Annotated in this window: 30 protein-coding genes and 1 pseudogene; 13 read left to right on the forward strand and 18 right to left on the reverse strand. The window is 61.5% G+C overall.

Annotation, left to right across the window (positions count from 1 at the left end):
- Positions 1-384 precede the first annotated feature (384 nt).
- Together FOM02_RS13280 and FOM02_RS13285 are read right to left on the reverse strand one after the other, a co-directional pair.
- Positions 385-753, reverse strand: a complete 369-nt coding sequence (locus tag FOM02_RS13280; protein ID WP_027564686.1) for a helix-turn-helix domain-containing protein — start codon at positions 751-753, stop codon at positions 385-387.
- Entirely contained in the window at positions 738-1,082 is a 345-nt protein-coding gene (locus FOM02_RS13285; protein WP_027564685.1) for an autoinducer binding domain-containing protein, read from the reverse strand. Before FOM02_RS13285 ends, FOM02_RS13280 begins: the two co-directional genes overlap by 16 nt.
- A 240-nt stretch (positions 1,083-1,322) precedes the next feature.
- Between FOM02_RS13285 and FOM02_RS13290 the strand changes: the two genes are divergently transcribed.
- Positions 1,323-2,492: a lactonase family protein gene (locus tag FOM02_RS13290; RefSeq protein WP_035730744.1), complete on the forward strand. Its 1,170-nt coding sequence runs from the start codon at positions 1,323-1,325 to the stop codon at positions 2,490-2,492.
- Positions 2,493-2,752: 260 nt separating this feature from the next.
- Here FOM02_RS13290 and FOM02_RS46815 read toward each other — a convergent pair whose 3' ends face one another.
- The 3 genes from FOM02_RS46815 to FOM02_RS13305 form a co-directional block, all read right to left on the reverse strand.
- Complete coding sequence (locus FOM02_RS46815; RefSeq protein WP_084335068.1) at positions 2,753-2,896, reverse strand: ABC transporter substrate binding protein; 144 nt, start codon at positions 2,894-2,896, stop codon at positions 2,753-2,755.
- 474 nt (positions 2,897-3,370) lie between these two features.
- The gene (locus tag FOM02_RS13300; RefSeq protein ID WP_141263392.1) at positions 3,371-3,583 is read right to left on the reverse strand and encodes a hypothetical protein; all 213 of its coding nucleotides are present in this window, start codon (positions 3,581-3,583) and stop codon (positions 3,371-3,373) included.
- 571 nt (positions 3,584-4,154) lie between these two features.
- Positions 4,155-4,355, reverse strand: coding sequence for a hypothetical protein (locus FOM02_RS13305; protein ID WP_051378349.1), 201 nt, complete (start codon positions 4,353-4,355; stop codon positions 4,155-4,157).
- A 38-nt stretch (positions 4,356-4,393) separates the two neighbouring features.
- On the opposite strand from FOM02_RS13305, the gene FOM02_RS13310 reads away from it, so the two are divergent.
- The 4 genes from FOM02_RS13310 to FOM02_RS13325 all read left to right on the forward strand — a co-directional run bounded on the left by FOM02_RS13310 (position 4,394) and on the right by FOM02_RS13325 (position 6,225).
- Positions 4,394-4,603 carry a hypothetical protein gene (locus FOM02_RS13310; protein ID WP_141263394.1) on the forward strand — a complete coding sequence of 70 codons (210 nt, stop codon included), beginning with the start codon at positions 4,394-4,396 and terminating at the stop codon, positions 4,601-4,603.
- Positions 4,604-4,636: 33 nt separating this feature from the next.
- Positions 4,637-4,843, forward strand: a complete 207-nt coding sequence (locus FOM02_RS13315) for a hypothetical protein (protein ID WP_027564683.1) — start codon at positions 4,637-4,639, stop codon at positions 4,841-4,843.
- 274 nt (positions 4,844-5,117) lie between these two features.
- Entirely contained in the window at positions 5,118-5,450 is a 333-nt protein-coding gene (locus FOM02_RS13320; protein ID WP_231164139.1) for a hypothetical protein, read from the forward strand.
- A 286-nt stretch (positions 5,451-5,736) separates the two neighbouring features.
- Complete coding sequence (locus FOM02_RS13325; RefSeq protein WP_027564682.1) at positions 5,737-6,225, forward strand: hypothetical protein; 489 nt, start codon at positions 5,737-5,739, stop codon at positions 6,223-6,225.
- A gap of 126 nt (positions 6,226-6,351) precedes the next feature.
- On the opposite strand, the gene FOM02_RS13330 is transcribed toward FOM02_RS13325, so the two are convergent.
- Positions 6,352-6,543 (reverse strand): CsbD family protein, encoded by a 192-nt coding sequence (locus tag FOM02_RS13330; protein ID WP_027564681.1) that lies wholly within the window; start codon positions 6,541-6,543, stop codon positions 6,352-6,354.
- Between the two features lie 142 nt (positions 6,544-6,685).
- Between FOM02_RS13330 and FOM02_RS47115 the strand changes: the two genes are divergently transcribed.
- Positions 6,686-6,973 (forward strand): LuxR C-terminal-related transcriptional regulator, encoded by a 288-nt coding sequence (locus tag FOM02_RS47115; protein WP_084335058.1) that lies wholly within the window; start codon positions 6,686-6,688, stop codon positions 6,971-6,973.
- A gap of 11 nt (positions 6,974-6,984) precedes the next feature.
- On the opposite strand, the gene FOM02_RS13335 is transcribed toward FOM02_RS47115, so the two are convergent.
- The 6 genes from FOM02_RS13335 to FOM02_RS13360 all read right to left on the reverse strand — a co-directional run bounded on the left by FOM02_RS13335 (position 6,985) and on the right by FOM02_RS13360 (position 9,123).
- Entirely contained in the window at positions 6,985-7,419 is a 435-nt protein-coding gene (locus FOM02_RS13335) for a hypothetical protein (protein ID WP_035732111.1), read from the reverse strand.
- A gap of 274 nt (positions 7,420-7,693) precedes the next feature.
- Entirely contained in the window at positions 7,694-7,882 is a 189-nt protein-coding gene (locus FOM02_RS13340) for a hypothetical protein (protein ID WP_027564680.1), read from the reverse strand.
- A 1-nt stretch (position 7,883) separates the two neighbouring features.
- Positions 7,884-8,213 (reverse strand): hypothetical protein, encoded by a 330-nt coding sequence (locus FOM02_RS13345; protein ID WP_027564679.1) that lies wholly within the window; start codon positions 8,211-8,213, stop codon positions 7,884-7,886.
- Positions 8,214-8,215: 2 nt separating this feature from the next.
- Positions 8,216-8,425, reverse strand: coding sequence for a hypothetical protein (locus FOM02_RS13350; RefSeq protein WP_035730746.1), 210 nt, complete (start codon positions 8,423-8,425; stop codon positions 8,216-8,218).
- Positions 8,426-8,579: 154 nt separating this feature from the next.
- Positions 8,580-8,810: a hypothetical protein gene (locus FOM02_RS13355; RefSeq protein ID WP_141263396.1), complete on the reverse strand. Its 231-nt coding sequence runs from the start codon at positions 8,808-8,810 to the stop codon at positions 8,580-8,582.
- The gene (locus FOM02_RS13360; protein WP_141263398.1) at positions 8,782-9,123 is read right to left on the reverse strand and encodes a hypothetical protein; all 342 of its coding nucleotides are present in this window, start codon (positions 9,121-9,123) and stop codon (positions 8,782-8,784) included. The genes FOM02_RS13355 and FOM02_RS13360 overlap by 29 nt, the downstream gene beginning before the upstream one ends.
- Positions 9,124-9,499: 376 nt before the next feature.
- On the opposite strand from FOM02_RS13360, the gene FOM02_RS13365 reads away from it, so the two are divergent.
- The 3 genes from FOM02_RS13365 to FOM02_RS13375 all read left to right on the forward strand — a co-directional run bounded on the left by FOM02_RS13365 (position 9,500) and on the right by FOM02_RS13375 (position 10,672).
- Entirely contained in the window at positions 9,500-9,805 is a 306-nt protein-coding gene (locus FOM02_RS13365) for a hypothetical protein (protein ID WP_141263400.1), read from the forward strand.
- A complete protein-coding gene (locus FOM02_RS13370) occupies positions 9,802-10,260 on the forward strand; it encodes a hypothetical protein (RefSeq protein ID WP_027564676.1) in 459 nt (152 codons plus the stop codon). Before FOM02_RS13365 ends, FOM02_RS13370 begins: the two co-directional genes overlap by 4 nt.
- Before the next feature lie 103 nt (positions 10,261-10,363).
- Positions 10,364-10,672, forward strand: coding sequence for a hypothetical protein (locus FOM02_RS13375; RefSeq protein WP_027564675.1), 309 nt, complete (start codon positions 10,364-10,366; stop codon positions 10,670-10,672).
- 679 nt (positions 10,673-11,351) lie between these two features.
- Here FOM02_RS13375 and FOM02_RS13380 read toward each other — a convergent pair.
- Positions 11,352-11,813: pseudogene (locus FOM02_RS13380) on the reverse strand (cache domain-containing protein); the annotation flags it as partial.
- 206 nt (positions 11,814-12,019) lie between these two features.
- Here FOM02_RS13380 and FOM02_RS13385 point away from each other — a divergent pair.
- Positions 12,020-12,547 carry a hypothetical protein gene (locus FOM02_RS13385; protein WP_231164129.1) on the forward strand — a complete coding sequence of 176 codons (528 nt, stop codon included), beginning with the start codon at positions 12,020-12,022 and terminating at the stop codon, positions 12,545-12,547.
- Between the two features lie 10 nt (positions 12,548-12,557).
- Complete coding sequence (locus FOM02_RS13390; protein ID WP_027563791.1) at positions 12,558-13,028, forward strand: hypothetical protein; 471 nt, start codon at positions 12,558-12,560, stop codon at positions 13,026-13,028.
- 238 nt (positions 13,029-13,266) lie between these two features.
- Here the strand turns inward: FOM02_RS13390 and FOM02_RS13395 are convergent, their stop codons facing one another.
- The gene (locus FOM02_RS13395) at positions 13,267-13,866 is read right to left on the reverse strand and encodes a TetR/AcrR family transcriptional regulator (RefSeq protein ID WP_027563790.1); all 600 of its coding nucleotides are present in this window, start codon (positions 13,864-13,866) and stop codon (positions 13,267-13,269) included.
- A 169-nt stretch (positions 13,867-14,035) separates the two neighbouring features.
- On the opposite strand from FOM02_RS13395, the gene FOM02_RS13400 reads away from it, so the two are divergent.
- Complete coding sequence (locus tag FOM02_RS13400) at positions 14,036-14,413, forward strand: tautomerase family protein (RefSeq protein WP_027563789.1); 378 nt, start codon at positions 14,036-14,038, stop codon at positions 14,411-14,413.
- A 13-nt stretch (positions 14,414-14,426) separates the two neighbouring features.
- On the opposite strand, the gene FOM02_RS13405 is transcribed toward FOM02_RS13400, so the two are convergent.
- From FOM02_RS13405 to FOM02_RS13420, 4 genes are all read right to left on the reverse strand, one after another.
- Complete coding sequence (locus FOM02_RS13405) at positions 14,427-15,353, reverse strand: CobW family GTP-binding protein (RefSeq protein ID WP_027563788.1); 927 nt, start codon at positions 15,351-15,353, stop codon at positions 14,427-14,429.
- Between the two features lie 3 nt (positions 15,354-15,356).
- Entirely contained in the window at positions 15,357-16,847 is a 1,491-nt protein-coding gene (locus tag FOM02_RS13410; RefSeq protein WP_027563787.1) for an amidohydrolase family protein, read from the reverse strand.
- A gap of 238 nt (positions 16,848-17,085) precedes the next feature.
- Positions 17,086-17,370, reverse strand: coding sequence for a hypothetical protein (locus tag FOM02_RS13415; protein WP_027563786.1), 285 nt, complete (start codon positions 17,368-17,370; stop codon positions 17,086-17,088).
- Positions 17,371-18,385: 1,015 nt separating this feature from the next.
- Positions 18,386-18,601, reverse strand: a complete 216-nt coding sequence (locus FOM02_RS13420; protein ID WP_416207767.1) for a hypothetical protein — start codon at positions 18,599-18,601, stop codon at positions 18,386-18,388.
- A gap of 237 nt (positions 18,602-18,838) precedes the next feature.
- On the opposite strand from FOM02_RS13420, the gene FOM02_RS13425 reads away from it, so the two are divergent.
- Positions 18,839-19,864, forward strand: a complete 1,026-nt coding sequence (locus tag FOM02_RS13425; protein ID WP_027563784.1) for an alpha/beta hydrolase — start codon at positions 18,839-18,841, stop codon at positions 19,862-19,864.
- Positions 19,865-19,872: the final 8 nt, after the last annotated feature.

Raw genomic sequence — 19,872 nt, forward strand, 5'->3', positions numbered from 1 at the left:
CACCCAAAACGGCTACTTGCCACTGGTGAAGGATATGTCCGGATTGGGTCAAAATCGGCGGTCCAGACTGCTGCGATCAGCTTCCGCTCTACGCCCGACAGCCGACGCCTCAACGGGCATTCTGCTTGGCCGCGACGGGCCAGTAGCCGACGTCCACTCGCCTTCACTCCTCTCAGGGAGGCGGCTTGGAGAGCTCCAGTAGCAGCCGCTCGACATCCTGTTCGTGAAGCCGCTGTGTGTCCCGTAGAGTGGTGAGGATCTTCAGGGCTTCCGTCGTTTAGCGAGGCCGAAGATTGAGCGCGCGCCTTAGCCACGCCGACCGATAATGCTGTGCCTGCGATTGAAATCCCGCCGCCTCATGATGTCCCCAGACCGAAGCAGTATTTATGGCGAGATGAGGCGGTCGCGCAGGGCGATCATCACGGCCTGCGTGCGGGTCGCGGCGTTGGGCTTTTCGCAGCAGCTCTTGATATGCGCCTTCACCGTGCGCGCCGTGTTGATCAGGGAGCCGGCGATCTCCTCGTAGGACCAGCCAACGGCCACCAGCGTCAGCACCTCGCGCTCGCGCAATGTCAGTGCGAGCTGCGGCGCATCAGACCGGCCGCGCAACTGCAGCGCCCGATCGAACGCATAAAGCGCCATGAGATGCAGCGCGAGCAGGGCCCCGCTCGGCAGGTCGATCTCCGCCCCACCGAAATAGACCTGGCCGATGCGGCCGGTGACATCGTTCACCGGGATCACAACGCCGTCCATATTCCGAAGTCGCGGGCGCGCTGCACCAGCTCGACGGCGCGCGGCTCGCGCACCGGATCGTAAGGCGCTTCCTTGAGCCAGCGGAACGGCCGGACCGTCATCCGGCGATAGCGCAGCGCCGGATCGTCCCAGACGAACTTCGCTTCGGAATACATGTCGAGAAAGCCGCGCGGCAGCCGTTCCGCGAGCACGGCCTTGCGCGCAGGCTTCTCGGTCGCCAGCGGGGCGATATAGGAGCAGCAGAAACAGTCGAACCCATACTGCCGGACCGCGTGGTCCATCGCATCGAGAACGCGCGCGGTGGTGCAGCGCCCCGACTTTTTCGACAAACTCGAAGGCGCGGCTGGGGATCAGGTTCATAGGTCCTCTTAAGCAGTATCGTAATCGATCAGATCGCATCGTGGAAGCAACGAACGTGCCTACTCTGGGTCAGACGCAGCCCCCATAAAACTAGGCGAGAAAGCGGCCACGAGCAGACGAGAGACCACTAGCGAACGAATGTTCCGCAGCGTAAGCTGCCAACACCAGTCCTCCGGAGGCTGGACAAAAAATTAAGGGAGAACGCGAAGATGTCCCGTAACAATGCGATAGGATTATCTTTTGCGGCCGCCATGCTGCTCAGCACGAGCTTTAGCACTGGGCACGCGAAGCCATTGATGATCGTGGGGCTTGATGAGAAGCTTCTGTGGGACGTAAGCGGCAAGCCCGTTCTCTCTGCACCCGGCAAGGACCAGGTTCTCATCGTCGATCTAGCCTCTCCTGAAACCCCCAAGATCGTTGCTGCCCTGCTGCTGAAGAACTCGGTGGTCGGACCGCCCGTGAACGTCGCGATCGATCCCAGCGGAACGATGGCGCTGGTCGCCGACTCCGTCGATGTCGTCAAGGACGGAGAGGTGCTGAAACAGGTGCTCGACAATAAAATCTACGTCGTGGATTTGCAGGCCGATCCGCCCAAGCTGGCCGCGACGCTCACTGGCGGGAAGCAGCCATCCGGGCTCAGCTTCAGTCCAGACGGCAAGATGGCGCTCGTCGCCAATCGCGGAGACAATTCGATCAGCGTCCTGTCCGTGAACGGCACTGACGTGAAGATCACGGACAACGTTGCGATGCCCGACAGTCCGTCGCACGCGACGTTCACCCCGGATGGCAAGAGAGCCCTGGTCGCCCGCTTCCCTGCTCACAAGATCTCAATGCTGGACATCGCAGGTGACAAGGTGACGTACAACAAGATTGACTTGCCGGCCGGCCAGTGGCCCTACAATGTTGCGGCCGCACCCGGCGGGAAAATCGCCCTGACCTCGGACAACGGCAACGCAGGTGCCTCCGATGGAAGCGTGGATACCACTAGCGTCATCGACCTGGAGACCAATCCGCCGCGCATCATTGATCGCGTAGTGGTGGGCGACGGTCCCGAGGGTCTTGCAATCAGTCCCAAGGGCGACGTCGCGGTTGCCGTGATTCTGCGCGGCTCCAACATGAAGAACGCATACTTCTACGAAAAGAACGGCAGCATCACGGTGCTGAAGATTGACGGAAAGAAAGTGAGCAAGATCCAAGATATCGAAGTCGGTGGGTTGCCGGAGGCCGCGGTATTCACTCCTGACGGCAAATACCTTCTTGTCGGCAACTATCTGACACAGGACTTCTCGATACTGAAGGTAGACGGCACGAACGTAACGGATACGGGCAAGCGCTTCCAGGTGCCGGGGCATCCCGCCTCGGCCAGGATGGGGCCGTAGCGCTTATACCAATTGTCGAGCGCTGAGAAGTCGAAGGCCCGCTTCAAATCGGGCCTTCATTCTGTAATCAGAAGATTGGTAATTCTCTTTCAGTGGCCGGGCCGAGACCGCGAACGGCGCCATATGCTTGCACCAGGACCGCTATGGGTCACACTGCGAAGAACTCAGGTTGAGCAAATCTGGTCCACTCTGTCGCGATGATCGGACTAGCGACAGACGCCGCACAACTTCGCAGATGGGCATAACCGGAAATACAAGGTTCACTCGATCACCTCGTCGGCGCGGGCGAGGATCGAAGGCGGGATTGTGATACCCAGCGCCTTGGCGATCTTTAGATTGACAATCAGATCAATTTTGGTCGGCTCCTGGACGGGCAGATCGGAAGCCTTGGCGCCCTTGAGGATTCTTGTCGACGTAACCGGCGCATTGGCCGAACATGGCTTTGATGTTAGGCATGTAACTCAAGAGACCGCCTGCATCGCTAAGAAGCACGCTCGGCAGACGGTGCTCGCGCGCAAGGTCGCCCAAACGCGCCCGATGGCTGTAAGTAAGCGACGAGCCAAGCGCCACTACGGCTTCGGCGTGCGCCCTATCCATCGCGGAATGGCAGATACGTCACTATTGCCTGTGGTTGCGGGTGGGGCACTGGTAGTGAAAGCAGAGCAGAGGAATAGTAATGAACCGTGTTACGATAGCCCTAGTCTTTGTCCTGATCACACTATCGCCTGTTCATGCCCAATCTTCGGATTGGAACAGGTCTATCCGCCGGCAATCCTGGTCCGGAATCGCTTACCGCGACGAGAACGCCTACCGTGAGCAAGTTGAACGTTCCTTAGACCCTTCCAATCCTTTCGTATCAGACTCACAGAAGGGACTGATCAGGAATCAATACCTTGAATACCTGCGGCATCAAGAGCAGCAGCGTATTCAACGGCAAGGGCAAAGATACCAGATAGAGCGGGAACGGCAGCGCTAACGAACGCGGTATCAAACTCCTCGGCCGTTCTGGCGGGCACGAGTTGCAATGTGACCGCCAGCTTCGGCGCCGCAGCCTCGAATTGGCGGCGAGATACGCATGACGCTTGCTCCAACAGACCCGTAATCCAAACGGGTCGGGCCGGGGGCGTCAAGGTCAGTCGATGACCCGCGATCTATGCAGGGTCCGGTGGCTCGCTATTGTTTCTTTGGCTTGCGAAGAATTGGACGCATGATGTCGATGGTCGTAAAGCTGGTCTCGAACCGCTTTGGCAGCAATGGCATCTCGTCAGGGCCGACCCTATTGCAGACCGGGCAGGGCGCACCCGCGCCGCCGCATCCGCAGGCCTTCGGCCCTTCCCACGGACGGTCGGGGTGGTTCTCGCAAACCCAATGCGTGCCGTCGCAGCGCACGCAAGTCATGTCGGACCCCCTTCGATGCTGGGCATTGGGTCAGAACGGCCCCCAGCCCATCTCCGGGGCTGGTGGGGGACGAGCCGGGGCCGCCAGCGCACGCTAACCAACGCATGCACTGGCAGCAATCTCGGCCTTCGCTTTCTCTTCGTATGTACGAAATGACCCTGATCGCGGATTAAATTTGAGGCTACCCCGATGGAATAGGGAGACGGCTCCAGTGGAGCGCACGAGAGCCGTCCCGCCAACCCTTCCTCCAGCCCTAGTGAAAGGCTAACAGGCAGAAAAGGTTTCGATGCCCCGTGTCGTTCCTATTACCTTTGGCAGGGGCCCCGAGCTGTCCAACGGTTCAGGGCTGAAGCCTCGATAGAAGCCGTTGCCGATCCTGTTCGCGAAGGCGCTGATCCTTGCGCACGCATCGCCTTCGGCGGCGTCCCCAATCTCGCCGAGCAGCAGGGTCAACAGCGCGGTCATCGGCGGAGACCGACGAGGAGCACACCGACCGGGAAACATTGCTCCGCCATCTGATGGAGGGGCAATACAGCAGCCCGGTTCGCATCGTCTGTTTCAACACTGGCGAGGGATGGTCGAGGGACGCCTCCGAGGACATCGCCGAGGAACTGCAACAGCGCTGCGCCGACCGCACCGACGTTCCGCCATCTCTTGAGGAAGTTCTTCAAACCCATGGGCGGCAGGCGGATATTCAGTTGACGCTCCTCTAGCGCGGCCTCTCCCCCGTATTTGAGGGCAGAGCAATGCGGAAGAACTTCTTCGCCATCACCTACGTGGAAATGGACTGCATTGGCGACTACGCTGACTTCGTGGTCTATCTCCCAATGCGCAAGGGCGACTACAGGGTGCATTCGCCGTCAGAGTGCCATTGGATGGTGCCGGGCAGCGAGCAGGGCCGCGACGAGCACGGGAAGAAGTCGACGAGCAGCTTCGTTGCGGCGGCGTCGTAATTTTCTCCGCCAAGGTGCTGAAGCGGACAGAAGCCCGGCCTGCCGGTCGAGTAGCCTCGTTGGTGCTTGGCACTGGCAATGCGCCAAGTCGGCGGCCCCGGCCTCGCAATCCCCTCCAATCGCCCGCTGGCCGGGGCCGTTCCTTGCGATTTACCGCACCGTGCATAGATGCGGCGTATGGCATCGCGTACTGAGTTCGCCATCCCGGTTAAGGGCACGAAGGTTCCATCCGGCCCCGAATGGCTCCACGAGATCAAGCAATGACGGCTACCGCATGAAATTGGTGCGGGAGAACGACCGGGTGCGTCTGATCACCAAAGGCGGCCACGACTGGACCAAGCGCTATCCGTGGATCGTCGAGACAGCGCTGAAGATCAGGACCACGCAGTTCATCCTCGATGGCGAGGCTGTGGTCCTGAACGTCGATGGAAGATCCGATTTCGATGCCTTGTACTCCCGCAAGCACGATCACGAGGTCCAGTTCTACGCCTTCGACATTCTGTGCGCCGACGGCGACGACCTTTGCCGCTTGCCGCTCTCGCTCCGCAAGACGAACCTTGCGGGGCCGAGCCGAAGGCATCCAAGCCGCCCCGTTCGAGCAAGGTGAGATCGGGGCCGATCTATTCCGTCACGCCTGCATCATGGGTCTCGAAGGGCTCATCTCGAAGCACCGCGAGCGCGCTTATGGCGCTGGCCGTTGCACGCACTGGATCAAAGTAAAGAACCCGAAGCACCCGGCCTATCGTCGCGTGCAGGACCAATTCTGAGCGAGCACGAAAAAGGAGGATAAGTTGTGTGTAAAAGTGGACCGTACGCAAGTTAATGCTCAGTCCTTGGAACGCTCCGCGCCGTCAGTTGTCTTTGCAAAAATGACTTTTTTCTCGGAGCGTCAGATGAGCAAACATAAACTGGCAAAAGCGTCAAAGCGCGTCCCGAAATCAATGCGGGCCCAACGGAACAAGCAGGACATCGTTAAAAGTCCGAAAGACAATTTTCTGCGCTCCGTTGCCGCACTCTCGATGGAGACGCCTCTTCAACACGATCCTAAACCCGAGACTACCGCCGTTGTGCCTCCTGCGGGGGCGCTAACCGATCTCAGTCAGAAGAAGGATGACGACCCAAAGCAATGGTTTGTTTTAGCCACGGCTAACGGGCCGGAGTATTCCGCTAAGCTCATTCAAATGGCGCAGGACAATCTGCAACTTAGTTGCGACCTCTGCCTGTCGCTTGCGACGATCAAGTCGCCAATCGAGTTTTTCGCAGTTATGTCGGAATTTGCGACCAGACGGATCGACATGTTCGGCAAGCACGCGAAAGATTTGGCTGGATACCCGTTCTGGCGCACCGAGGCGTCCCGAAAGCTCGCGGGTCGACAGGCTTGAGAAATCGCCGAGGTGCAGGGTATTCGGCCTTCCGCCGGGTGCAGGACCAGTTCTGATCTGGGACGTGTTTGGAAAGAAAAGGCCGCCTCGCGGCGGCTAGTTCCAGATCGATCTTCCTTCTTCTACTTATTTCTTGAGGGCGTCCGCAGCATCCCGCGCTGCGTCCTTCACATCTCCCGCAGCGTTGTGGGCCGACCCCTTAGCCTTATCCATCTTGCCTTCGGCTTCCATATCCTTGTCGCCCGTAAGCTTGCCAGCACCCTCTTTGATCGCGCCTTTTGCCTTGTCGGCAGCGCCTTTTACATGTTCACGGTCCATGATCCTGCTCCTTTGCCGTCCTTAAGACGGCACAACGAAAGCGTATCAGAGAGGTTCCTAGAGATCATTGTGGCCAAAAGTGAACAGTCTCTTTCGACCGGTCTGTGCTATGCGGGTTCTGTAGCAATGCAGGGCTCACGCAGTGATCGAGGGTGGTGCTCCCATCTTGAGCCCGCGGGAGAAGCGCCTGTTGCGGCGCTTAGCTAGGGGCTGCTCTGACCAAACCATTGCAGCTCAGATCGGCGGAAGAGTTGATCAAGTTGGCGAACAGCGGGAGCGGCTGTTGCAAAAACTGCAACTCACGTCCCGGTCTCAGATTGTAGATGCCGCCGCGCGATGGGCATCTTGGCCATCTTACAGTCTCGAAGGAGCTGACGAAGCGTCGCTCTGGCCGAAGCACGAGGACGGCGGCTGCGAACCGCCGTCCTAAACATTGGCTGATCAATACTGGTACGGATAACGCCCCGGACAAATGTATTGTCCGTAGCTGTCATAGTAGCAACCAGAGTTGTAGTAGCCGTAGGCACCCGCCGCAGCGGCTGCGCCGACCGCCGCAGCGCCATATCCCAAACCTGGCCGATAGTAGCCACGGCCATAGCCGGGGTAACCCGCGATGGGACGGCCGGGGCGACCTGCGATCGGGCGGCCAGGCCGCCCCGCTATCGGTCGACCTGCTATCGGATGCGCTGGCCGTGCGATACGTCCGGCGTGCATGCCCCCGCCTCGGAAGCCTCCGGCCCGCATGCCGCCGCCGTGAAAGCCCCCTCCACCACGGAAGCCGCCACCGCCGCCACGGCGCGCATACGCATCGTCAGGGATCAGAGTTGCGGTGAGCAGAACAAAAGCTGCTAGAGCTGCGAGAATGTATTTGAACATCATGCTCCTCCGAAGTTCGAGAGCGAGCAAAATTGGTCGGCTCCCCTAGTTGCGATGTTGATGTAGGTCAACGCGCAGGCAATCACTTCGGTAATAGCCCTTACCGGTCCTCGATCTTCGACCCTGTGATGTCTGCTTCTAGGAGCGGAACAGAGCAGCGTGGGAATTAAGAGTACACGCCTGCCCCAGTTCTCAAGCCAACGTGCATAGCCAACAAAAAAGCCCCGCCGAAGCGGGGCCAAGCTCAAGGAGAGCCGTCTGTTTCGGCGCGCGCTTATCTCAGGCAATGGCTCGCGATTTCGGCGAGCAGAGCATCCTTTCGTGCAACGGCTTGCGCTATCTCGCGGTGCATGAACGCGAAGCCCATCAGAAACAGCAGATTGATCATCACGAGCGCGAGCAGCAATGGCTGACCCTTTAAGGCCTCGACCGCGCTCGTAGCTGCCGCCCGCAGCGCGTCCATGTCACGCCGCCGCAAATGCCAGCGAGCGCCCATCCCAGATCGAGGCCAGCGCAAATTCGATGTCGCCATCGGGCACGTTGGAGCCGAGCGCGTCCGGGTCGCTTTCGATGGCCGCCGCGATGGTCGGGTTCGATGAGATGACGTGCGCGGAGACGAGCTGCGGCTTCTCCTCGCCCCGGATCACCAGATTGGCGTAGGCGATGCGCTCTGCGTGGTTTGCCGTCGCTGGGTCTTCACCGGCGACATTCTGCGCCACCTTGAACATGATCATCATGACGCGACCCGCGAAGGTCGGATCGGACGCGGTGGCGATTAGATCAAGCGCGGACATGGCTAGGCTCCGAGAATTTGCGCCGCCGTTCGTGCGGGCTTGGTGTCGAGGGCGGGATTGATCGGTGGCTTGGCCGGATCGGGCACGCCGCCCGCCGCAAGCCAAGCCTCGTATTCGATGCGGTCGCGGTTGGCCTGATCGTTCGGGATGCTGGCCCCGTCAGCGGTGCGGATCACGACATCGGTCTCGGTGAGCTGATATTCAGCGATCATAGCCTCGCGTCTGCGACCCAATGCACATAGTTCGATGAGCCTGCACCTGACCCAACGGCGCCGTTCCCGAAAACGATAGCGCCGCTTTCGCTTGCTGTTGCGGCGGTGCCTGACCAGTCGAGACCCTGGCTCCCGTTCCTGATCTGAGAGTTCGCTACAGCCGGGTTGAAAAAAACTCGGGGTCGGCTGCACGCGCTTCGAGCGTTTCCAATCGATGGAGCCGCACATTTGCGAGCCAGCGCCAGCCGTCGCCTGAAAGAACCCGAAGCAACCGATTGTACGTACCAAGTTTGGAAGCTGGCGCGGTCACATAGGCGAAGCTCTTTTCGTAGTACCGCTGACAGATCGCCAGCTCCTCATCGAACGGGCAGGATGTTTGCCGCATAGGCGGCTGCTGGCGCGTAGCTCCTCGGCAGTGCGAGCACGCCGCCAAGGCGGAAGTAGTCATCCGTCGCGGCGGTGGCGTTCACCTGTCCCGGACCCGCGACGTAGTTGCCATTGACCCAATTGTTGAGCGACGGCACGGTGTAGGTCGGTCCGCACGCCATCGTCCACATGATGACGGTGCCGGTCGTGTTGTCCTTGGGCCACGTCCCGCCCGTGTAGCCGGGGATGGTGACGACGTTGTACTGCGCCCCGTCGGCAACGACATGGGTAATCGGCCGACGGTCAATCCCAGTGACGGCGATCAGCTTCATGATCGCCATCATAGCAGCACAAACGGTCTAATAGGATGAGTTACTTTCTAACTTGGACTGCATTCTCGGTCGCCATTGGCACATTCACCAGCGTGAGGCGTAATCGGTCGAGCTTCGGCTGGTTCGTGATCGCCTTCATCGTCTCGCCGGTTGTCGCTGGCGTGTTTTGCGCAATCCTGCGCGCCGCTGAACGTGTCGGCAGTGGAGCACCTATAACGCCTCGCTTTGGGATCGGCTCGAACTCGACGCGGCCTTCGACAATCTGAAGGACGAACCGGGAAGTGAGAGTTCGCTGCTGCGACGCCTGCGTGAGCTTGAGGAAGAGGCCAGTGCAAAAGGTCGGAGTAAAAGGACTGACTACCTTTACAGGAAGGTCGTGAAGGGGCGGCCTTATCTGTATTTCCGGATGCCGAAGGAGTTCGGCGGCAAATTGTTGCCGCTGCCCATCGATGAGGCGTCGGCAGAGTTCAAGCGGCAATATGACGCCTGCACTCACAAGTTGCGCAGGATGCAGATCGATGCCGGTCTTCCCGAGCCGCCCAAGCCCACGCCTGAGAAGTTTGCTAAGGCAAAGACCGGCACCATCGGTCAGGCGATTGGGATCTACCGCAACTCGCAAGCCTTCAAGAGAAAGAAGAAAGCGACGCACGAGGTTTACATCCCGCTGCTCGAAGAGATGTGAAGGCCAAGATCGGCAATGAGCCGCTGCGCGAGATGACCAGAAAAGCCGCGCAGCGTTTCGTCAATGGCATCTTTGAGGAGGACGGCAGGGCCTCGATGTCTGATCTGTACCTCACCATGATCTCAAACATTTGGATCGCGGTGCGGGAGGATGAAGCGTACGGGATCAGCGACCTGCCGAACCCGACCATCGAGATCGAACGGAAGCACAGCGCATCTGACAGCGTGCCTCACCTGATCTGGCCAGAGGACGTTCAAGATAAATTCGACGCGACGGCGACAGACAATCTGCGGCTCGCGCGCCGACTGCTTCACTTCACGACGCAGCGTGGCGGCGATGCGATTCGGATCAAGTGGTCGCATTACGACGGGAAGGGCATCTACGTCTGGCCCGAGAAGACCACGAAGAAGGGCGTCTCGCGGAGCCCAATTATCACCTGCTGCCGGACGAATTGATCCAGGAGCTTGAGGCGGCGAAGAAGATCTCAGCCGCGGCGATTTCAAATCGGAGTACATCCTCATCAACAAATGGAGGTGTTCTTGGACTAGGGCTCGGTAATTGAGCATTGCGATCAAGGCACATCTGGTGCGGATCGGGGTCCGAAAGAAGCGACAGAAGAAGGGCTTCACCATGCATGGCTTGCGGCATACCGGCGCAAGCGAGATCTCGCTTCTCCCCGGCGTCGGGGTGAAGGGGATCAAGTCGCAGACCGGGCATAAGACCGACAGGCTCGCGCTCTACTACGCAGAGCAAGCGGAGAAACGTCGTGCGAACGAGATGATGATCGCGGCCTGGAACGAGGAGCGAGCGCGCAAGGCCCAGGACAGGCTCCGGCGCCGTCGGGCAAGCATCTCGGTCGTGACCTAGGCCGTGCCCCGTAAACCCGGCGGCGTGATGCGACGAACGCAGTGTCTGCTTTGCCCCCAAAAGCGACCGAGTTCGTGCGGCCACGCAATATGTCGCGATGGGCCATGAGCGGTCCTTGCGACGCTAGAATTCACGATCTGATAACAGTCAACAAAAAGGGGGCTGCGCCGTGAGAAGAACTGCAACCAGAGCGTGTTAAATGCGATTTGATTCAAGGCGTTTTTTAGATTGGGATTTAGCATGACTAATGTTCCGCCCCCACCCGAGCCTTCTGATCGTCCTTCATTTGCGGGCGGATGCGTGTTCTTCGTTGTCATGGCGGTGATCCTCCTGTTTCTGATTGCAAACTGGTTAGGATTGGGCCGGCTCTTGACGCAGAGAGGTTGGAGCTAGAGTTGAGGCTCAAATCAGGGCGGCCCAAGTCCGCTTCGGGCCAGACGCGGACATCTGACGCTATTCCGTCGCTTCGTCTGCGGTCACGAACAGCGATGGTGGTATGGTAAGCGCCTCAACAGAAGCGAGGGGCCCTCCGAAGATTGCGGCGGTGTCAACCCGCTGTCGGCCGAGTCAGGTGCGAAGCTTCTTTCGACGAATGACGATGTGGTCGTTTCGCGAGAAGCGCTTGCACTGCCAACTGTACCCCGCTTAATCGAGCAGCAACGGAAGCTTCTGTGTCATCGACCGGCTGGTCGAAGCCGGGCTTGGGCCAGAGATAGCCATAGAAGCCGGCGCCCTGTTTCTTGACAACATCAACGAAGCCGACGAACAGCGCGTTGCCGGCGGGGTCCTTCATTGCGGAGAGATCCTTGCCGTCGAGCTCGGGCTTGATCGGGTGCATGACCATCCTGGGGGTCATGTCGTTGATCCAGAAATACTCGACCTTGTCGTAGCGCAGGCTCTTGATCTCGGCCATTGCGCCGGCCTGAGCCTGCTCGCGCGAGAGCTTTCCGTCGCTCTCGAGCTTCTGGTAATGCGCGAGGATCCCGTAGCCGACATCCACCATGTGCTGCGTCTTGGCCTGGCGGTCGGCGATCATCTGGCTGCGCAGGGTCGACAGCGCGATCGGCGCCAGCGCGATCATGCCGAGGAGGCTGATGCCGACAATCAGGACCAGCTTGAAACTGATGCGGGAGAAAATCATCGGTGCTCGCGTGAATGAAAGGGCTGATATGCCATTTTATCCTGCCTCCCTTAGCAAAGCTTTAAGCATTCCGGTTCCCGCCGGCGGCATCCGAGATGCAAGCTCTTCCAATCTAGAACATTTCGATATCGCCCCTCCGCGCGTTGACTTGCAGACCGCCCTGGCCGAACCATCGGCACAGATCGTCAGCGCATATTATGGCATGCGTGCATGCCAAGGGCCGGAGGCTCAATGCATCAATCGACATATCGCAGGCCGCTCGACCTGCCCGCGCTGTGCGCGGCAGAGCGGCTCTTCATCTGGGGCTTTCGGGCAAAGGCGCGCAGCGGCAGCGCCGTGCCGACCGCGGCCGACATCCAGCAAGTGGGTACGACCATTTCCGCGTCGGCGATGCCGTGCCCTCTCTGGAGGCCATCATCGAGATCTTTGCCTGCACCGCGCATACGGCGATCGAGGTGCACTGCCCGACTTGTCCACGCATGAGCGAAAGCGAGCACGGAATTTTGCACGCCATCGCCGCCGCGCAGCAGGAACGCATCGACGTCGCGCGCGAGCAGTTCGAATCCTGGCTGCCGCCGGTGGGTGCGGATTGGGCGCTCGCGCCCGTGCGGGGGCTTGCGACGATCTTCCGCATGGCTGGCCTGATCCTGCCCAACCGACATGTTCAGTCCTTCGACCACGACCGGACGATGGCGATGAAGAGCTGGCTGGTTGGAAGCCACACGCTGCATTGACGGGATGTTCATGATGCAGGATGCGTGTCGTTCTTTACCGGCCCCGGATGCACAGTCGCCGCGCTGTCCGCTTCAGGCTGTGCTTTCGACGCCGCGAAGCGTCGAAAGCTACGATCAGTTTTCCCGCGTCGCCCTGTCGCTATTCCGGTTCATCGGCGCGGCCTATGCGACCGGCGCGTCCGATTGCTGGGAAGCGGCGTATCGCTATGCCGACGAGGCGCCTGACATCGCCGACAGTCCGCTGCTGGTGGCGCGCGCTGCCGCGCTGGTCAGGATCCTGCGCAACGGCCGGCCCTGCGAATTGTGCTTCATGCCGCCGTCCTGCCGGCGTCTGTCGAAAGACGAGGCGGAGTTGATGCGGCTGCTCGCGGTTGCGCGACGCAAGCAGCCTGGCGAGCTCGGGGCCATCATGTGCCAGTTCGTGCCATCAGGGACAGAGGCTGCCGCGACGCGTGCCGTCAATGCGCTTGCCTTGTGCTGATGCTTTGACGGGTTCTATTCGCCAGGCGAGCCGTCTTGCGCTATCAACATTGTCATGGAGACGCAGAGTTCGATGCCCTCCATGAAACCTCCAGACGGCCCCAGGGGATCACCACCGCTGGGGTCGTCGCTCTCGTGCCTGCGGCTAAAGCGCGATGAGATGAATCGTCATCGCGCTTTGGTCGTTGTTTGAGCATGATCTTTTCGGAAAACCGCTGCGCACTTTTCCGGATCATGCTCTAGCCGCCCTTCTTGCCGAGCACGAGATCGATCGTGTGGGCCGCAATCTTGCGCAGCTGCGGCTCGTCATCGAAGGCGCGTTCGAGCACGGCAAGGCCCCGCGTCACCGTGACGATGTGCAGCGCTGCGGCCGTGGGGTTGCCGCTGAACTCGCCGCGCTCCGCACCCGCCGCCAAAATGTCCTGAACCAGAGCGGTGATACGCGACACGAGGCTCGCAAAAGCCTGGCGCGCCTCTTCATCCAGTCCTTCGCCCTCAACCGCGCCGAGCTCCATCAAGCCGCGCGTGGTCGGACATCCGCGCGGCGGCGAGCCCGAACGGAAGTTGGTGATGGTCAGGTCGAAGAACGCGGTGAGGCGCTTTCTTAGAGTACCGGTGCCGAGCGCCTTTTGCAGGGCGAGGAGGTAATCGCCCGCGTAACGTTCATAGACTTGCAGGAACAGCGCCTCCTTGCTGCCGAAAGCGTTGTAGAGGCTGCCGCGCTGAACGCCGGCATCGCGCGCGATGTCCGACAGCGAGGTGCCGCGCACGCCCTTGCGCCAGAACTGGTCGAACGCGATGCGCAGGACGTCGTCGTGGTCGAACTCGCGCGGCCTCAAATCCTGCTCCTCTTGCCCGCAATAATATTTGACAGGGTGTCAACAACATGGTTTCTCGACATCGTGTCAAAAACCAATTGCGATTGATAGCCCGTTTCGTCAACGGGCCGGACGGCCGGCGCTTGCATGCGTCCCGGCCGATCGGCCCCGCATGCAAAAGGACCAGCTGATGCCTCTCCTCCACATCTCGATGCGCGCCGGAAAGCCGGACGCCTACCGGCAGGCGATCCTCGACGGCCTCTATCGCGCCATGCGCGAGGCGCTGAACGTGCCCGAGGGCGACGAGTTCATGACCATCAGCGAGCTCTCGCCCGCAAACTTCCGCTGCGGCAACGCCTACGGCGTCAAGCGCGGCGACGATGCCGTGCTGATCCAGATTACCGTATTCGCCTCGCGCACGGCGGAGCAAAAGAAGGCGCTGTACCGGCGCATCGCGGAGCTGCTCGGCGAAAACCCCGGCATCCGCCCCGAGGACGTGTTCGTCAACGTGCTGGATGCCCCCGCGGAGAATTGGTCGGTCGGGAACGGCATCGCGCAATTTGCGTGAGGCTGCGACAGCTTCAGCTCGCAACGCACGTCTCCATGATCCCGTCGAGCTCAGCCTTCGAGAGCACGCCGAGCTCGGCGATGAAGACGATCCGCGCGCGCGGCACGGCTTCCGCCGGAGCTTCGCCCGGCGCGAGCGTGGCGCGGCCGCCGGCGAACTGAAACACCATCATGCGGCCGGGCTGCTCGATCGTCTCGAACAGGCCCTTTGCGCGCGCAAGCTTTGGCGCGAGCCGGCCGATCGCCTGCTGCAAGCGCGGCAGCGAGAGCGGCTGCTCGGAGGTCCAGCTCAGCGTCTCGAAGCGCTCTTCTGCCGGGCGTTTCGGCCCAGGATCGCGCGGCGCGGACGCGCGATCCTGGGTCGCGGGGAATAGCAGCGCGGACGGGATCTCGCCGTGCCTGGCATCGACCACCACGGCGGGGACGCGCTGCGCGCGGATGGCCTCACGCATGCGCGCGCCCGCGCCTTCGTCCGCCAGATCGAGCTTGCTCAGCGCCACGATATCGGCGACCCGCAACTGCGAGCGCTGAAGGGCATCATCCAGCGCGGCCGGCGGCGTCGCGGCGTCCATCACACAAAGCACGGTTTCCAGCGGCGCCTCGCGCAGGATCACGGGGTCCATCAGATTGCGGACGATGTCGGCGGGGTCGGCGACGCCGCTGGTCTCGATCACGATGTAGTCCGGCTTTGGATCGCGCCGCAGCAGCGTCGAGAGCGTACGGAGCAGATCGCCTTCGAGCGAGCAGCAGATGCAGCCATTGGCAAGGCTCACCACGCCGTCGCTGGCGCCCGCGATCAGCTCCGCATCGATGTTGATCGCACCGAAATCGTTGACCACGGCGGCAATCCGCCGCCCCTCCGCATTCGCCAGCAGATGGTTGACGACAGTGGTCTTGCCCGCCCCCAGAAAGCCCGTCACCAGGAGAATGGGGACCGGCATGCGTCAGCCCTCGGCGATGGGGCGGCGCACGGGCTTTCCGGGCCGCGCCGCGACATCGAGCACGCCGTCGCTGATCAGCACCTGGCCGCTGACGATCAGATGCCGCACGCCTTCCGACGGACGGTTCATTGCCGTGAAGGTCGCGCGGTCCGAGAGCTTCTCGTAATCGAACACCACGATGTCGGCATCGGCGTCCGTCGCAAGCCTGCCCTTGGCGCGCATTGCGGGCGTGCTTTGCGACAGGATCTCCGCCGGGATCAGCGCGCATTTGCGCACACCTTCGAGCAGCGACACGGTCTTGCGCTCGCGCACCCATTCGCGGATGAATTTCGTGAAGCAGCCGGCCGAGCGCGGATGCGAGGTGGCATCGTCGGGCAGCGGCCAGGCATCGCCGGTATAGGTCTTGCCATCCGACGTCGTCCACGGCATCGCATCCGACGCGATCGCGCCACCGGGATACAGCACCGACATGTCGAGCAGGTCGCGGTGATGCGCATTGTTCTCGGTGTCGAGGATGTGCCAGAGCACCAGCGAGGACGGCTCCTCGGCCTGCGCCCTCAGGAGCTCTTCGCGATCATGGAAGCGATAGCCATCGGTCACGCGCTGCACCGAGTCATAGCCGGTGCCGTTGCGCTCGACGAATTGCGGATCGCTGAAGAACGCTGCGGCTAGCACGGTCGAGCCGGTGCCGTAAGGATAGGCCTCGACCGTGATCGGCAGGCCCTGCGCCTGCGCCTTCTCGACCAGCACGCGGCAGCGCTCGATGTCGGTCTTGCTGGACGAGTTGAAATGGCAGATGTGCATGTGCGCGCCGGTGGCGCCGGCATAGCCGATCAGGCGGATATAGGCCTCCGCCGCGCTTTCGGGGTCGATGCGCGACATGTAGGCGACGTGGGTGAAGGTCGGCACGTCCTGCTTGGCGGCGAGCTGGCAGACCGCGGTCAGCTCCTGCACGCCGGCGCCCGGCGCATAGGCGTTCAAAATGCCGATGCCGATGCCGCCTTCGTTGAGGCCGCGCGAAAGGCGCTCGATGATGCCGGCGACCTCGGCATCGGTTGCAACATTGTCCATCCAGCGGCGGTCGCGCATCGCGTTGCCGAACGCCTCCAGCGAGCTCTCGGCATTGGAGCCCGTCATCGCGCCGATGCGGGCAAAGGCCCAGTTGGTGGCGGCGCCATAGTTCAGCACACGGCCCTTCCGCGCCTGGCGCTCGTACCAGGACCCGACCGGCAGCACGCCGGCCTCCAGATCAAGCGTCGTCGTCACGCCGTCGAACGCCTGCATACGATCTGCCGGGATCGACTGGCCATGGGCGTGCAGATCGATGAAGCCGGGCGCGACCACGAGGCCGGTCGCGTCGATCACCCGCTCGGCACCGCCGAAGTCAGTACCGACCGCGGCTATCTTGCCGTCCACCACCGCTACATCGCCAATGGCATCCATCCCGCTCGCGGGATCCACCACCCGGCCGCCAGAGATCACCAAACCACTCATTCAAAACTCCTCTGCGCTGAAATCGCATCAAGGCAGATTCCGGGAACAACGACCACCCTCGCTGATGCCGATGCATCATGCTCGGATGGGAGATCATTTGGCAGGCAGGTGGGGTCTCGACATCGCCCTCGTCCTGAGGGCGGCGGGCGAAGCTGATCCCGTCGCGAACCGGTGATACCCCCTACAAGTACGAAGCCTACCGGCTGTGGGTCCGCAAGCAGCAGACCAAAGGGTCCGTTCAGCGCCCCTCGACCACGACGCTGCTTATCGGCCCGGTGCATCCTTCACCTGAAAAGTCGCCGTCGTTTGGCTGACCGTACCGGATGGTCAGTTCGCCGTGCGGACAATTGAAATCCCAAATATCTTGAAACCAGTCGCCGTCATACCAGTATCCGCGCCCTTTGAATTCGACACGATCTCCGCGAGCAATGCGATCCCACTGGTCCTTGCTAACTTCTAGCTCGACCATCACCTCGCCATTGCCCCAAGTCGCAGCAAACACTTTGTAGGATGCCTGGGACATATGATGTGATGCCCTGGTTAGGTCGAGATGCCCGGATTGATCGATTGTCGCCTTTGTGCCTCGGCCTCAACCCAGACCGCGCTGAGTTGGGGCCGTCTTTTGAGACGAGGCGGTGCGTCATGTTCGAAACGCCCGTTCTAAGTTCCGACGCAGCGATGCAAACGCGGGTGCCAAGTCGATCCAGATCAAATGTTGGCGTCGCGACGCAGAGATGAAGACGCGGGTGCAGTGTCGCTCCTTCAGCGCAGGTCGGCGCAGTGACGCAGAGATTGAGCCGTGGATGCATAGTGTATCCGGCCGGGCATGTTGCAGTGACCGGCGCGGCGTGGGCGCCGAACGTGACCAACGATGTCAGCGCGACAGCAGCCAGAGAAACGCATTGGGATGATCCCGGCATTCGCTGGCTCCTTTTTGATTAAAGTTCGCCTGAAGGCCGCTAGGTCTCGCGCCTCCAAGGCTGCTCCATCGCCGGAAATAAAACTTTGGGGTGATATGGATCAACGTCTGCGCCGCCAGCCGTTCCGTGACCAGTCGTGGGCTTCAAGGTCGGCCGACCTGATTATTTGAAGTCCCGCCGTTGGGCGCGATCAGAACAAAAGTGATCGCGAAGCGTTTATGTCGCGCAACGCAAACCGGAGGTTGTCATGATCAAGAAGGCGTTTTTCGCTCTCAGTGTCGCAGCGGTGCTTGCTCTGGTGCCTAGTGCAGCGTCCGCCCAACGCGGCTTTCATGGAGGATGGCACGGCGGCGGTTGGCATGGCGGCGGTTGGGGAGGCGGTTGGCGCGGCGGCGGTTGGGGAGCACCAGCTGTGGGCATAGGTCGTCGGCCTTGGGCTCGGCCAGCGCGGGCGAGCTTGGGGACCCGGCTGGGGGTGGGGAGGACCTGCTTGGGGACCCGGCTGGGGAGCGCCGGGTTGGAGTTACGCAGCGTATGGCGGTTGCACGCGATGGCGTCGCGTCTGGACTGGCTGGGGTTGGAGGCTCAGGCCAGTGAACGTGTGTTGGTGAGAACTCGCTATTCGAGCAGGTCTTGGCCCGGAGACAGCAGCCGGACATAGGTTCCGCTCTCGTGCATTTCGAGCCAGCCCTGCTCGATGGCGTACTTGATGCCCGCGCCGAACTCCGGGCCGCTGGCCTTGAGCGTGAAGAGGAACGGCGCGTTGATTTTCTCGATGTGGATGCGGCCGTCTTGGACCGGCGGAATCCTTTGGTGGGCTGGGATGGCTGACACATACGACAAATCCGAATTTCGGTAAAATGGAATATTTTTGGCGTGGCGACTTGACGGCGGATCTGGCTGTTTTGCCCGACAGGCAACTTGGTCCGATGTCAGACTGATCTTGCGCTCGCGCGGAGGCCATCACCATGCAACCGACCGCGAAGCCGCTCCGCCGTCTTCTCGCCCCCATTGTCATTCAGGGAGACAGGCGGGGCGGCTTACGGTGGGCAAAGTTCCCTGGGGTTCCGTGTGATCGTCCGACGCCTTCTGCAACGCGACTCTCATATTTCTGTTTCGCGCCGCGCTCTGCTCGGCGGGCTTGTGTCTGCCGGCAGTGCGCTCGCCCTCGGCGGATGCGCCGGTCTCGGTGCGACCGGCGCGCGCTTCGACGCGTCGTCCCTCTCCGTTGACCCAACTCTGCTTGTCACCACCACGCGCAAGCCCGTCAACGGCGGCCGCACCAAACCCTGGTTTGGGCCGGAGCGTGCGACGAGCATGACGGTCGCGCGGGCGAAGCTTGTGGCCCCGGACGAGAGCCGTCTGTCGCTTGCCTCGGTCGGACTTGGCGATTGGCGCCTTGATCGGATCGAACCAGTGTCGGCCGCCGCGGGCGATCTCGCTGCGCAGACCGGCGGAGGGGACGTGCTGATCTATGTGCACGGCTTCAAGCAGACATTCGAGACGGCGGTGCTGGATGCCGCCCATCTCTCCGATGGGATCAAGTTCCGCGGACGGACCATGGCATTCTCCTGGCCCTCCAAGGCAGGACTGTTCGACTATGCCTATGATCGCGACAGCGCGATGTGGTCTCGCGACGATTTCGAGCGCGTGCTCTCTGCGCTCGTGTCGGCTCCAGGCAGCGGCCGCGTGCATATCGTTGCGCACAGCATGGGAACCATGCTGACTCTCGAGAGCCTGCGTCAGCTCTATGCGCGGTACGGCGACACTGTGACGGGCAAGATCGGCGCGGTCGTGTTTGCCGCGCCCGATATCGACATGGACGTGTTCTCATCGGCGATCCACCGCATCGGTCCGCTCGCCGGCAAGATCACCGTGATCGCCGCGACGAACGATCGCGCACTCGCGCTGTCGGGACAGATCGCAGGTGGAATGACCAGGGTCGGCGCCGCCGAGAAGGATGTGATTCAGCGGCTCGGCGTGCGCGTGGTCGATGCGTCCCAGGAAGGCTGGGGCATCATCAACCACGATCTGTTTCTGTCGAATGCGGAAGTGCAGCGGGTGATCCGCCGCTCGATCGACGGAACGACCGCATAGGAGAGCGC

It is taken from the genome of Bradyrhizobium sp. SEMIA, from assembly GCF_014844175.1.
GTDB classification, from domain to species: Bacteria; Pseudomonadota; Alphaproteobacteria; order Rhizobiales; family Xanthobacteraceae; genus Bradyrhizobium; species Bradyrhizobium arachidis.